We start from the raw sequence: 14,932 nt of genomic DNA, 5'->3' as shown, positions 1-14,932 counted from the left end.
GTAATGATTTTACTTGTCTCGTCATCGTATTATCTATTGTTTATTTACTTTCCTCAGCAACAATAATTTCTTTATTATCAATCTCTTCTTTAATCCTTGCTATAAAGTCATCAAGTGGTATACCGCCTTCATCACCATTTACTCGACTTCTAACAGCTACAAGTTTCTCTTCAGCTTCTTGCTGTCCTACGATAAGAAGGTATGGAACTCTTTCCATTCTTCCTTCACGAATCTTATAACCGATTTTCTCTGCTCGGTCATCAAGCTCTACACGAACACCTTTAGCTTTTAATCCAGCTACTACTTCATTAGCATAGTCTTGGTATTTCTCTGAAATAGGAAGTACCTTTGCTTGAACTGGTGCAATCCAAGTAGGCATAGCTCCTGCATATTTTTCAATAAGCATTGCAAGAGTTCTTTCATAACACCCTATAGAACTTCTATGGATGATATATGGATGTTGCTTTTCATTATCTTTATCCACATAAGTCATTTGGAATCTTTCTGCTAAAGCAAAATCAATCTGTATTGTAAATAAAGTATCTTCTTTACCATGAACATTTTTAAATTGAACATCTAATTTAGGTCCATAGAAAGCTGCTTCCCCATCTGCTTCATGATAATCTAACCCAATTTCATTGAGAATTTTTCTCATCATATTTTGAGTATATTCCCATGCTTCTGGATCGTTGATGTATTTGTCGGTCTTATTTTCATCCCATTTAGAGAATCTATACCAAACATCATCCTGAATACCGATAGCTGTCATCATATATTTTACTAAGTCAACTACATCTTTGAATTCTTGTTTCACTTGTTCTGGAGTACATATAATGTGTGCATCAGCAAGTGTAAACTGTCTTACTCGAATCAAACCATGCATCTCACCAGAAGATTCATTTCTAAATAATGTTGATGTTTCAGAATATCTCACTGGTAAATCTCTATAACTTCGTTGTTTAGCTTTATAGATCATATATTGGAAAGGACATGTCATAGGTCGAAGGGCAAATACTTCCTCATCTTTATCTTCATCTCCAAGAACGAACATACCATCCTTATAATGATCCCAGTGACCAGATATTTTGTAAAGGTCACTTTTAGCCATTAAAGGTGTTTTCGTGAACTGATAGCCTCTGCTTTCTTCTTCATCTTCAACAAATCTTTGAAGTGTCTGTATTACTTTTGCTCCCTTTGGCATGATTAATGGTAGACCTTGCCCAACTACATCAGAAGTTGTAAAATACTCTAATTCTCTTCCTAACTTATTATGATCTCTTTTCTTGGCTTCCTCTAATTTTTGAACATGTTCATCTAGCTCCGCTTTTTTAGTAAATGCGGTACCATAGATTCTTGATAACATTTTGTTTTTTTCATCTCCACGCCAGTAAGCTCCTGCTACCGATAATAATTTAAAAGCTTTTACTGGTTTTGTTGTCATAAGATGTGGACCGGCACATAGGTCAACAAATTCCCCTTGCTCATAGAAAGATATGATAGCGTCTTCATCTAAATCCCTGATAAGCTCTACTTTGTAATCCTCACCTTTTTCTTCCATTAACTTAATGGCTTCATCTCTTGGAAGTTCAAATCGTGTAATCTTGAGATTCTCTTTAACGATTTTCTTCATTTCTTTTTCAATCGCTTCCATGTCTTCATTGGTAAAAGGTGTTTCCTTATCAAAATCATAATAGTATCCATTTTCTATTGATGGACCTATAGCTAGTTTAATTTCTGGAAAAAGTCTCTTAACCGCTTGTGATAGGATATGAGCTGTTGTATGTCTAAAAGCATCTTTACCTAAATCATCATTGAATGTAAGAATGTTAAGTGTTACATCTTTATCAACTACATGTCTAAGGTCAACAACCTCTCCATCCACTTCTCCTGCACATGCCATTCTTGCAAGTCCTGCACTAATATCATTAGCTATATCAATAACTGACATGCTACTTTCATATTCTTTTTTTGAACCATCTTTTAAAGTAATAATCATAATTTCCCTCCTCTCTAACTTACCTTAACATATTTTGAGTCTACATCAATAATATGATGTACTATCCAATCCACTAAGAAAGTAAGCATATTATTAATGCTTTCATATTGATTTTCATCAAAATCAGTTTCTTGGAACTTCTCTAATTTCTTAACAAACATCTTGTGTTCAACTTGGTGTACTAAGAACTCGTCATTGTCAAAATTATTTTTCTGCATATATGCTTCTTCATAATCAAAATGGTAAATGGTATAATCTACTAATTCATTCAATATACTCATAAAATCATCATAACAATCAATACCTTCACCAATGTCCTGCGTCAGTTCACCAACTCTTGCTGCAATCTCAAATAAATGCTTATGCTGATTATCAATTTCTTCAATTCCTAGATTATATTCTTTTTTCCATTCAAGCATTAATAACACACCTCCATTAATTTTATTATGTCAAATAAAACTGCGCTGTCTTAATATTACGGCACAAAAAACTCGTCTCCTTACTACGAGTACCGTAGTAAGGGACGAGATTATATACAATTCCCGCGGTTCCACCCTTATTGTTTCGAGAAACCACTCAATAAGATTATAACGTAATCAACGGACTTTATTAGAGCCACTCAGAGGTAGTCTTCAAATGCTTCCATATGAAAGTCTCTCAGCAACCAACTTCCTCTCTGTTTACTTTCACATTCTACTGGTCTCTTCACAGTGTTTAACTTATCTAATGATATAATTATAACATTAGCTATTGGTTTGTCAATATAAAAAATAGCATATCGTTTACATAAAAATAATATATCATTTTATAATTACTATATTTTGAGATACACCTATCTAGAATATAGTATCTTTCAATACAGCAAAGAACTCTCTAACATAATAATGTACAATCAATGGTGGATGTGTTCTTGACGGTATTCCCTGAATATCCTGACAATATTTTTCAGCAATCTTCTTAGCTCTATATACATGAAAATCACTTGTTATTATTGTCACTGAAGGAGCTTCATTATATGCATTTATCAATTCAAAGCTGTTTCTTATATTCTCCTGAGTACTGGTTGATTTATTTTCCATAATCAATCTATCTTCATTTATACCTTTATTCAATAGATATCTCTTCATAGCTTCAGCTTCTGATATATCTTCTCCTGGTCCCTTCCCACCAGCTAAGATTGCCTTACTTGTTGTATTGTCTATAAGATATTTATATGCTATCTCAAGCCTATGTGACAATGTTAATGAAATAGTAGTCCCCTTGACTCTTGCACCGAGAACAATAACATAATCCGTTGAATCATAATTATCACGCTTGATACTATCTTTTATTATAAAAGATTGGACAACAATAAAAATCATTATAACAATAATTATCAACAAAAATACTACGTACCTAATTAACTTCGGCACATGTTCTTTGACACCTTCATAGTTCCTAAATATAAAAAACATACAAAAAGCCATTACACTTAGTAGAATCCAAAAAAATGAAAAACCTGCGCCTGCATTCAATATCGTTAGAAATAAGAAGTATAGGATACTAAAACCTCCTATTACAAGCGATAAAATAGCTAATAATCCCATTATATTCTCCCATCCTAGATGTTCAATTAAACATTTATGCGAGTAAAATGTTTGATTAACCATCTTTAATTAATTATTTATCCTCTTTTACTCCCCTTGTGCATATGAAATTATTTCCTGTAACTCATCAACAGTAAAATAATATTTTTTATTACAGAAATGACAATTTAACTCTATAGTTTCACCCTCATCTATCATTTCCTTAATATCTTTCTTTCCAATACTAATAAGAGCTTTCTCAACTCTTTCCTTTGTACAGTTACACTGGAACTTAGTTGGTATTTTCTCAAGAATCTGAGGTTCCATACCTTCCAATAACATATCAAGTACTTCTTCCGGAGTTTTTCCTTCACTCATAAGATTAGTAATAGATGGTAATACCTTCAATCTTTCTTCCAACTTGATTATTACTTCTTCATCTGCACCTGGAAGCAATTGTATGATGAATCCTCCACTGTGCTTAATTGAATAATCTCTATCCACTAATACCCCAAGCCCAACAGCTGAAGGTACTTGTTCAGAAGTTGCGAAATAATAAGTCAAATCTTCTGCAATTTCTCCTGATACTAGATGTGTTTGTCCAACATATGGATCTTTTAATCCAATATCTTTTATAATATTCATAATACCGTTTCCAAGTCCACCTGATACATCCAGCTTACCATTTTCCTTAAGTGGTAAATCAACTATTGGTACATATGGATACCCTTTAACATTAGCTTTAGCATCAGCTGTTACTACTAGACCTTTTATTGGTCCATCTCCACGAATTTGAAGAGTAATTAGGTCTTTTTCGTTTTTTAACATACTTCCCATCATTGAAGCCGCTGTCATCAATCTTCCTAATGCAGCAGAAACAACCGGTGATGTATTATGTTTTTCTCTAGCTTCACCAACCATATTTGTAGTTGTAGCTGCAAATGCTCTTATCTGATTATTACAAGCTGTAGCTCTAACAATATAATCTTTCATATTTAGCTCCTTTTCATTGTTTTCCTTTTTCTCTAGCTATAAAATATACTCTTTCACTAGTCTCAGCAGGTGATTCAAAAGAAAATGCTTCAAAGCAATCTATATATTCTAGTCCTGCTTCTATTATTAACTGTTTGATTCTATTTAAATCATACATTTTTTGATAGTGGGTTTCAGTATATCTACGGTAAAGATTATTTTCATCTTTTATAAATAAAGTCAAATCATACTCATTGATTTTTTCTTCTTCATAGTAATAATTATCCCAAATGTAAGCACTATCTTCATTCGTTTCAGAAAAAGTGTTATCACCTAAAATATTATTGTACTTATAGTAAGTGTTCAAATCAAAAATAAACAAACCTCTTGGATCCAAATAATTATTTACCAGCCTAAAAACTTGTAATAAATCATCTTCCTCCAAAATGTAATTCATACTATCGCAGATACTCACTATACAATCTACTGTACCATATAACTCAAATTCTCTCATATCCTGTAATAGATATAATATATCTCTATTATTAATCCTTGCCTTCTCTTTAGCAACGAATAACATATCACTTGAATTATCCACACCTATCATATCTATACCCTTATCAGCTAATAACTCCGTGATATTACCTGTACCACATCCCAAATCCAACATCAGTCTTGGCTTTTTATAATAGTATTTATCAATAATACTCAATATATAATCCACCCATTCCTTATAGGGTACATTATTCATAAACTTATCATAAACCATTGCAAATGAATTATAACTAGACATTTTAGCACCTTCCCATTGAAGATAAATTTCTTTTCATGCTTTTTTCATTATAATTAACGTATCATAATAAGTCAAGATTGATTAAATATGTTTTTTCCTTATTATATTTAATTTTGAGTTTATATATAAATAAATCCAAAATAGACAACAGTTATGTACTTAGAAGAAAAAGATTTTTGTGATTATATACAAGGGATTAAAAAGCAAAATAGTATATGTATATGTGGAGTAGTGAGGCAGGACGCCGAACCCAGCATTTAATCTGACAGCCCTACTGGACTGTCAGAAATAATAATGGTCTCGATGTCCATTGTTATTTGTTGAGCTCAGGACGAGCAAGTAGCTGGCGTAACATATACATATACTATTTTGCAAAAACCAAGTCCGAACAAAACTCTTTTTCTGACATACTTGCGATACATTTCAAATAAAAATGTGATTTGAAATTGCCAAAGAAAAAACCAGCAAGAATTGATTACCTTGCTGATTTTTATGCACTAAAAAATATATAACTAAGCCATTTCAATATATTTACGTAAATTCTCCAATCCTACTTCAATACCTGTTAAAGGATCTTCAAGCCCTTCAAATTCAATGGATAGAACCCCATCATAATTATATTTTTTCATTATCCTAAGACACTGTAAGATAGGTACATCCCCATGACCTATAATTGAACCTCTCAAATAATTACCACCTCTTGATTGAAACCATCCTCTTCCAGGGTCAGGCAACATACCTGATTTGATATGAAAATCTTTTGCATGTACATGGAAAGCATATGGCATAAGTACACCTAAAGCCTTCTCAGGCTGTTCATCAACACAAACAAAATTCCCCATATCAATAAGAACTCCAAAATTAGGGTGATTAACTCCATTTACCAATTTCTCTACACGAGAACTGTCTTGACAAAAGAAACCATGATTCTCAACCATTGTTTTTATGCCATATTTCATAGCATATTCAGTCACTTCTCTGTAGCCTCTGATTAGTATTGGAAGAGCATGTTCAAAAGATCTTTGCCCTGTATAATCGTCTGTAAACCCTATCGTAGCATCATGTCTCATTGACTTTGCACCAAGTATATTTGCAATGTCAACTTCTCTTTTTACCCTTTCAATCTCTGCCTCCAAATCACCATTACTACCATTAATGAAATCTGAACTTATAGTATAACTCTCAATATCTATACCAACCTTTTTACTTTCTTCATAAGCACGTTTAGCGAATGATTCATCAGTTTCACCATCTTCAAGAATGAAATTAATGAATTCCACTGCATCAAAACCCATTTCTTTAGCTTTCTTGATTACATCAATCTGTTTCATTTTTCCTTCTTGTACTAACCTTAAAAAGCTATAAGAACTAACTCCAAGTTTCATATAATCATCCTAACCTATTATTTTTTGTAAAAATTCTACTGCTTCACGTATATCTTTCTCTGGATTTGCACCAACTTCTCTTTCAATGGTCAAAAATCCATTATAGCCTATATCCCATAAAGCTTTTATATACTTATCAAAATCTACGTTTCCACTTCCTAATGGTTTTTCTAAGAAATAATCATCACAATGAAATCCTTCTGGAATACCTTTAGCAAAACAATCATATATGTATTCTGGGTTGGATTCTTTCACCATAATACCATCTTTTGCATGAGTATGAACAATATAATCCTTTAATGTATATACTCCTTGTACAGGGTCATCACCTGTAACCATTACTAGATTAGCAGGATCATAATTTACTCTTACCCCTCTGCTATCTAAACTATCTAAAAAGTTCTTAAGAGTAATTGCTCTCTCTGGTCCAGTTTCTATTGCAAAATACGCCCCTACCTGATCCCCATAATTCCCTAACTCTTCACAGGCTTCCTGCATAATCTTGAATCTATCGTGATTCTTATCCTCTGGAACTACACCGATATGTGTTGTAACAATATCTGTTTCCAAATCTTTTGCTAAATCCATTATTCTCTTGGACATTTCTATCTTTTTCTTATTATCCTCTTTTATAGTAAAACCATGTCCGCCTAAATCTCCACATAAAGCAGAAACAGTAAGTCCATTGGATTTTATATAATCAAGTAATTCTCTTCTAGCTTGTTTGCTAAGATTATCAGGAGACATTTCACCTTTTACAGAATATATTTGTATTCCACTAGCCCCTACTTCCTTAGCTTTTTTGATACCTTCTTTTACACCGACTCTGAATGAGTCAACAATAACACCTATCTTGTTTTTCTCTGACATACTTATAACCTCCTATTATTTTATAATATTACCTCATGTCCTGACTTGGCAGATTCATAAATGGCATCTAATATTTTCATTATAGCTACACCATCTTCTCCTGGGTTTCTACATTCTGTATTATTAACTATACAATCTATAAAATGTGCTGTTTCCCTTTGGAATATTGCTGAAAACTTATCTGTTTCTTCCTTTACTATTGGTCTTTCTTCAACAAAATAATCGTTGTGCTCTTTATAGAATTCAAGTTCAGGCTCCATTTTGACTCCAGCCTTATCTCCATATAACATCAAATAATTATTATCTTCTTTTGTATGTAAAACCCAACTTGTTTCAATACTTAGAGTCATACCATTATCGTATTTGATTAATGCTGTTGCTGAATCTTCCACATCACAGAATGGATTATCTTTATCATAATCTTTTGCATTATATTTGCTAATACCTTTAATATATGGTTTTAGTCCTAGATGTTCAAAAGTTGATGCCATTACTGATACAGCTTTTGGTTTACCTGTTAGATAACTGATTAAATCAATAACATGAACTCCCAAATCTATTACAGGTCCTCCACCAGAACGTTTTTTATCACAGAACCATCCTCCTGGATTTCCCCATTTTCTCATATATCCTGTCTTGGCATAATACACATTTCCTAACTCATCATTTTCTATTGTTTCTTTTATGTAATTAGCATTCTTCTCAAACCTTCTAACAAAACCAACCATCAATAATTTATTTGTTTCTTTTGAAGTATCAACCATCTTTTGAGCTTCATCAGCATTCATTGCTAAAGGCTTTTCACATAAAACATCTTTTCCTGCTTTCATAGCTGCAATACTGATAGGTGCATGAGAATTGTTCCAAGTAGTTACACTGACAGCATCTAGGTCTTTCATCTTCAACATTTCATTATAATCTGTAAATATGTTTGGTATATCATGTTTAGCTGCATACTCCTCTGCTTTTTCTTTGTCCAAATCACATACAGCCACTAATTCTACATGTGGAAGTTTTTTGTAACCTTGTACGTGTAATTCACTAATATTCCCTGCTCCTATAATACCCACTTTCACTTTATCCATCTTTCAATCACCTCATAATTATTATTATTTAATCAACTTATATAGTGTTTACATTTACTATTTTGTAGTTTATTATATTACATATATGAGAAATCCACATTAATTCTATTGCTCAAAACTATAACTATATTGCTCACATTTAGATAGAAAAGATAATTCAAGAAAGGTAGTTAATATAATGGATAAATCTGTACTGCGTGAAAAAATGACTATGCCTAATCCTGATTTTTGTATGAAATTAATGAAAAATCATTCCATAGGTATTAATTCTACTGCTGTTTATGCTCATTGGCATAGGGAAATGGAACTCCTATATATAATTGAAGGCTCTGCTTTATTTAAATGTAACGATAAGTCTTTTATAGTTAATGAAAAAGACCTTGTAGTAGTAAATTGCAATGAAATCCACTTTGGACAGAATCTAACTGAGGATTTTCGATATTATTGTATTATATTAGACCCCCATATACTCAACAGCAGACTAATAGACCTCTGTGATTCTAAGTATATTAATCCAATAATAGAGAATAGAATATTATTTAAGAATTTAATAGTCAATGATGAATCTGTACAGCAATGCATAGAATCAATCAATGATGAATATACCAACCGTCAGGTGGGATTTGAATTATGTATAAAAGCTTCATTATACAAACTTATCGTTATATTGATGCGCCGTTACATTAATACCGTCCTTACAGATAATCAAGTAAAATATCGTACTCAGAACATAGATAGATTCAATAGAATCTTAAAATATATAGAAAACAATTATACCAACGCTTTGACCCTAGACCATATGAGTGAACAAGCACATATGAGTAAATATCATTTTTGCCGAATGTTCAAAAAGATGACTGGACATACTGTAACTCATTATATTAACTCTATACGAATACAAGAAGCTGATAATCTATTAATCAACTCTGACCTATCTATCAGTGAGATAGCATATTCAGTTGGTTTTCATGATACCAGTTATTTCAGTCGTATCTATAAAAATATAAAAGACACTTCCCCATCAAACAGACGAAAAAATGTTATAAAAGAATGATAATAAACACAATATAAAATAACCTCGCTCCCAGTACTGAGCAAGGTTATTTTAACCTGATTTAAATCTAATCTATTTTTTAACACTTCGCTTACGTTTAGTCATTAATCCTCCGATTCTACCTGTTTCTTTGGCAGTTAAGGATTTCCACCCACCAGCACTTACTTTATCTAGTAAACCTAATTCTTCGGCGATTTCATACTTTAATTTCTCATTTTCGGTAAGAACTTTTTTCTCTTTTTCATCTTTATTATTATTCTTTGCCATATATAACCACCCTTTCTATTTCAATTATGGGGTTATATTGGATATTTTATACATTATTACTGAAATCTTCTTAATTCATAACTTTTATATACTTATCTCTTTTCCAACACTAAAAGCATATAGTATCTTTTCACTTACTTTCATTCCCATGATATTTTCAAGGGCTATGGAATATAATTCCATCTGTTTTTTATATCGTTTTACTAGAACCTCTTGTTCATGTGGTTGTATATAATCAGTTTTATAATCTACTAACACGATTTTATCATCTTCAATAAAATAACAATCAATAACCCCTTGCACCAAAGCTTTTTCATCTATATTGCAGTCATTATAGATATCTTTCAATGGTACACCCAATACAAAAGGAACCTCTCTTTTTAATCTACCATTGCCTTCTGCATTAATAATTCTCTGTAAAAGATTGCTCTTACTGAATCTTAGAATAGACTTAATACGTATACTTCTCTTTTCTTTTTCAGTTAATATTTCTCCTTGCTGCAAGCTGTCTAAGTAATCAACTATGTAATCGTAGTTATGTAACTCATTAAAATCTATATGCTGCATTACTTTATGGAATGCTGTTCCCTTTTCACTGGAAGTAAGGCTTAGTTTTTCTTCCATGAATCTTGGCTTATATGGCTCAAAATCATTAAACATTTCTTCATGTTCTATTAATTCATCTGGCATACTCTGTTTTTTGATTTCCGAAACAGATATTTTTATTGGCTTTAATACTGCATCCCCATGAGGGTATGTCCAATTCAGACTACAATCAAAATAGTCTCTAGGATACTCACTATAACTTTTTTCACAGTCCCAATTCAATAGATTTTCATAGGTTTCATTTTTTGCATCTTTAACGTCTTCTTCTCTACTAATGATATCATCTATTGTTACTATCTTTATGTCCCATGAGGCTTCGTGCTCCCATAACTCCTCAGGTGAACATATAGAAGGATTATCTAGTAAGTTTCTCATTATTTCACCCTCCCTATGTCTTAATAAGGCTGGTATAATAAAATCCATGTATGAATGTCCACTGGCTATTACCTGTGGTATCAACAATCTATCTGGGAAAAATAAGTATCTAGATAATTTTTCTACTTTTTTACATAAATCCTTACAACTACCTACTAGAATTAATTTTTCTCTTGCCCTAGTTAGAGCAACATATAATATTCTCAGTTCCTCCGATATATTTTCATTCTTTATTTTCCTGCTTATTATAGCTTTTGGTAATGTTTTAACTTCATATCGCAACTCATAATTCACATATTTTGGTCCAAGACCCAAGTCTTGATGTAGAAGTATATGTTTATTAAGGTCTTGCATATTGAACTGTCTACCTATCCCAGCAATAAAAACTATAGGAAACTCAAGTCCCTTACTCTTGTGTATACTCATAATCCTAACTAGGTTTTCACTCTCTCCAAATACAGTAGCTTCTCCCATGTCAATTGAATACTTATGTATTTTCTCCAAATATCTAATGAAGTTGAATAATCCTTTATAACTGGTTGATTCATATTTTATGGCTTTATCAATAAGCAAATCCAGATTAGCCCTTCTCTGTCTTCCTCCAGTCATTACTGATACATAGTTATAGTAATGTGACCTATCATAAATATCAAGAATCAAGTCGTTAAGAGGCATATAGACAGCTTTTTCCCTCCAATCATTCAATAACTCATTGAAACGATTTAATTTTACACTAAGCTCATCTTCATTAATTGTCCCAAGGATATATTGCTCATATGCATCATAATACTCACCTTCTGGTAAAGCTGCCTTGATTCGTACTAATTCATCAGCTTTTAGTCCAACAATAGGTGATCTTAACACAGATATCAATGGAATATCTTGTCTAGGATTATCTATTATCTTCAATAATGAAAGTACTGTCTTAACCTCAATAGTATCAAAATACCCAGAAGTAGCATCTGTATAAGCTGGTACATCATAATTGATTAACTCAGTAACAAATCCATCTGCTCTAGTACTGGTACTTCTCATTAATATAACTATATCCTTATACATAGCTGGTCTATATTTACCCAGCTTTTTATCATATACATAATATGGGTTAGATGGATTAACAAGCTCTTTTATTCTTTCCGCAATAACTTTTGCTTCTAATTCTTCCCCTTCATTATTTTCTTCACTATAAATATCTTTTTTATCTATAAAAATAACTTCTGAAGGTCCTGCTGTTTCACCATCCATAAACTCTTCATAATTAGCCCCAAGGTACAAAGCAGCTGTATCATCATAGATTACATCCCCATATTGATTGGACATGATTTGACTGAATAGATAGTTAGTACAATCTATGACACTTTTCCTGCTACGAAAATTCTTATGCAGATCAATTTTTTGATATAAGCTTTCTTCTATAGAATATTTCTTGTATTTTTCCATAAACAACTCTGGCTTAGCTAATCGAAACTTGTAGATACTTTGTTTCACATCACCTACCATAAACATATTAGGTTCATTACTCAATACTTTTGATACACTTGTCAATATGGTTTCCTGTACCAAGTTACTGTCTTGATATTCATCTATAAGTATCTCAGTAAACTTGTCTTGTAATTCTATCGCCGCATTAGATGGCGTTTTTTTACCTTCTTCATCTTCCCCTATCAAAATGTTCAACGCTAAGTGTTCTATATCATTAAAGTCAATTATATTCTTTTCAGCTTTTGCATCCTGATACTTTTCTATGAATTCTTTCACAAGATTACACAGTGTCTTTATTACTGGATATGTATTATTTATATCATCCATAATACTATCCCCACTCTTGAAAAAGAACTCCGATTTTATTTTATTGTAATTTTCCTTAACATCATCTCTAATACCTTTTATTCTCTCTTGTAGTACCTTGTCCACACCTTTTTTACATCTTCCAATAGCACCAAAACCAACCTTAATTATTTCTTGGGAAATATTTTCCAAAGAGGTATCCAAGATATCATTGATTCCAACCAAATTCTTTAAATCCAATAATATAGCATCCAAATATCCTATCGGTCCATTATCACTATTACATATACTCTTACATTCTTCCAAAATCTTTATGTACATGGGGATCTCATCTTTTAGAACCTGCTTAATCATCAAAGCCCACTGAGAATCATCAATATTATCTATCCCCTCTAAATTGAGTTGCTCTGACATTTCATCCAACCATATCTCAGGCCAAGGATTACTCATAGCAAATCTATGTAACTCCAAGATTAATTCCTCTATCCTATCATCTGATTTCCCCGAAGTATAACTCTCAATTAAATCAATGAAATCCCCATTATCCTCTAATTGATATTTCTCTTCCAACAATTCTTTTATAGTATCACTTTTAAGAAGTGTCAATTCTGTCTCATCTGCTACTCTAAAGGAAGGGTCCAAGTTAATAAGATGAAAATTATTCTTGATTACATTAAGACAAAAAGCATGTATAGTCATTATATTGGAATTAGGTAATAACGATAGCTGTTTATGTAAATATTTATTCTCAGGATTTTCATCTATCTTCTTCTCCAATGCATCTGATATTCTCTCCCTCATCTCTGAAGCAGCTGCATTAGTAAAGGTTACAACCAGAAGTTTATCAATATCAACAGGCTTTTCCCCATCAACAATCATTTTAATAATACGTTCAACAAGTACAGCTGTCTTTCCTGAACCAGCTGCTGCAGAAACTAATAAATTCCGATTCCTTGTATCAATAACACTTTGCTGTTCTAACGTCCATTTTACACCTGACATGAGCATTTCTCCTAAACTATAATCGTATTCTTTTTTTATTATAGTCTATATGTATAATTAGGGCAATAGCTAGAGTTTTATGTTTAATATAGTGGGATGCTTCCGTAAAGGCAATATCTTTAATCTTTCCTTATGGCTCGTGGCTTTGGTAAGGTATTCTAGGTGTTACTTTTCCTTTCCGTTAATCGTCCTGATTAAAGGAAAGGCGTTCACCGTCCATGGTTCACTTGACGTAACACCTAGAATACCTTACCTTTTTGTTTTCGTTGAAAGATTAAAGACATTGCATTTACTAGGCTCTTGGTGTTTCAGTATCGTATATTTACCAACTTAATATTTCTACCCACTAGCATTCATATGCCCTTACCGAAGGGAGTAAAGGGGTATGTGAAGTAGTGAGCCATGGACGGCGAACCCGGCAATTTAAACATGGACGTTTAACGTGCCGGCGAAACATACCCCTTTACTCCCTGACCGTATGCCCATATCCCCCAACTACTACAGTAGGTATAATAAAAAATCTCTTGTCTGGCTTTTCATAACCAACAAGAGATTTTTTATCAATTCTTCTTTATCATCTTTAATCTAGTAAATTCTTCTCGTTCTTTTTCTTCCAAGGCATTTTGTATATGTTTTGTTAAATCAGTGTATCTTGGAATCATTATGTTTTTAAGAGCATTAGCTCTTTTCTGAGTCCTTTTGATATTAATAGCAAGTCTGTAGATTGCGTTTTCTACTTCTGCCATAACTACTGTCAACTGCTTAACTTTATAGAACTTACTGAATGCTTCGTCAAGAGATAACGTTGTTCTGGCAAAGCCATACTGGGGATGTATTTCTTCCTCAGGTATACTAATTATAGGTATCTCTACACCCATGATACTCCTTGTTTTTATTTCAATATTCTTTTCTTCTTCTACAGCAGTACCTATCTGCTCAACAGTACTAATACCTATAGACATATTAGCATTTTGCAGGGCTTCATATGCCTCCGTAAAAGTTGAATCAATGTGAGATTGAATTTCTTCAGCCTTATCAATGAGGAGCATCATTTCTCTTACCAGTATATTCCTTTTTTTATCTAATAACTCATAACCCTGCTTAGACAACCTAAGAGTGTTTTTTGCTACAATCAAATTACCTTTAGTAGGAAATAATGTTGTATCCATATCAA

12 protein-coding genes and 1 other annotated feature are annotated in these 14,932 nt (G+C 32.4%); of the genes, 1 reads left to right on the top strand and 11 read right to left on the bottom strand.

What is annotated here, in order from left to right:
* Nucleotides 1–40: 40 nt before the first annotated feature.
* The 8 genes from thrS to HYG85_RS15730 form a co-directional block, all read right to left on the bottom strand.
* On the bottom strand, nt 41–1,996 hold the full coding sequence (gene thrS / locus HYG85_RS15765; protein WP_330619113.1) for a threonine--tRNA ligase: 1,956 nt from the start codon (nt 1,994–1,996) through the stop codon (nt 41–43).
* Nucleotides 1,997–2,010: 14 nt separating this feature from the next.
* A complete protein-coding gene (locus HYG85_RS15760; RefSeq protein ID WP_212690449.1) occupies nt 2,011–2,415 on the bottom strand; it encodes a bacteriohemerythrin in 405 nt (134 codons plus the stop codon).
* A gap of 97 nt (nt 2,416–2,512) precedes the next feature.
* Nucleotides 2,513–2,714: a binding site (T-box leader), on the bottom strand.
* A gap of 118 nt (nt 2,715–2,832) precedes the next feature.
* Nucleotides 2,833–3,582: a YdcF family protein gene (locus HYG85_RS15755; RefSeq protein WP_212690448.1), complete on the bottom strand. Its 750-nt coding sequence runs from the start codon at nt 3,580–3,582 to the stop codon at nt 2,833–2,835.
* 87 nt (nt 3,583–3,669) lie between these two features.
* Nucleotides 3,670–4,554, bottom strand: coding sequence for an Hsp33 family molecular chaperone HslO (gene hslO, locus HYG85_RS15750; protein WP_212690447.1), 885 nt, complete (start codon nt 4,552–4,554; stop codon nt 3,670–3,672).
* A gap of 13 nt (nt 4,555–4,567) precedes the next feature.
* Complete coding sequence (locus HYG85_RS15745; RefSeq protein ID WP_212690446.1) at nt 4,568–5,326, bottom strand: class I SAM-dependent DNA methyltransferase; 759 nt, start codon at nt 5,324–5,326, stop codon at nt 4,568–4,570.
* Nucleotides 5,327–5,838: 512 nt separating this feature from the next.
* Entirely contained in the window at nt 5,839–6,711 is an 873-nt protein-coding gene (locus HYG85_RS15740; RefSeq protein WP_212690445.1) for a sugar phosphate isomerase/epimerase family protein, read from the bottom strand.
* Nucleotides 6,712–6,720: 9 nt separating this feature from the next.
* On the bottom strand, nt 6,721–7,581 hold the full coding sequence (locus HYG85_RS15735) for a sugar phosphate isomerase/epimerase family protein (protein ID WP_212690444.1): 861 nt from the start codon (nt 7,579–7,581) through the stop codon (nt 6,721–6,723).
* A 20-nt stretch (nt 7,582–7,601) separates the two neighbouring features.
* Complete coding sequence (locus HYG85_RS15730) at nt 7,602–8,666, bottom strand: Gfo/Idh/MocA family protein (protein ID WP_212690443.1); 1,065 nt, start codon at nt 8,664–8,666, stop codon at nt 7,602–7,604.
* 178 nt (nt 8,667–8,844) lie between these two features.
* On the opposite strand from HYG85_RS15730, the gene HYG85_RS15725 reads away from it, so the two are divergent.
* A complete protein-coding gene (locus HYG85_RS15725) occupies nt 8,845–9,720 on the top strand; it encodes an AraC family transcriptional regulator (protein ID WP_212690442.1) in 876 nt (291 codons plus the stop codon).
* 72 nt (nt 9,721–9,792) lie between these two features.
* On the opposite strand, the gene HYG85_RS15720 is transcribed toward HYG85_RS15725, so the two are convergent.
* The 3 genes from HYG85_RS15720 to HYG85_RS15710 form a co-directional block, all read right to left on the bottom strand.
* Nucleotides 9,793–9,987 carry a small, acid-soluble spore protein, alpha/beta type gene (locus HYG85_RS15720; RefSeq protein ID WP_113673844.1) on the bottom strand — a complete coding sequence of 65 codons (195 nt, stop codon included), beginning with the start codon at nt 9,985–9,987 and terminating at the stop codon, nt 9,793–9,795.
* Between the two features lie 84 nt (nt 9,988–10,071).
* Entirely contained in the window at nt 10,072–13,758 is a 3,687-nt protein-coding gene (gene addA, locus HYG85_RS15715) for a helicase-exonuclease AddAB subunit AddA (RefSeq protein WP_212690441.1), read from the bottom strand.
* A 560-nt stretch (nt 13,759–14,318) separates the two neighbouring features.
* The gene (locus HYG85_RS15710) at nt 14,319–14,927 is read right to left on the bottom strand and encodes a V-type ATP synthase subunit D (protein ID WP_113673842.1); all 609 of its coding nucleotides are present in this window, start codon (nt 14,925–14,927) and stop codon (nt 14,319–14,321) included.
* Nucleotides 14,928–14,932 lie beyond the last annotated feature (5 nt).

Origin of the sequence: Vallitalea guaymasensis (assembly GCF_018141425.1) — a bacterium.
Taxonomy (GTDB): Bacteria; Bacillota; Clostridia; order Lachnospirales; family Vallitaleaceae; genus Vallitalea; species Vallitalea guaymasensis.
The sequence above is the reverse complement of the archived record's forward strand: the minus strand, read 5'-3'. Positions and strand labels throughout refer to the sequence as shown.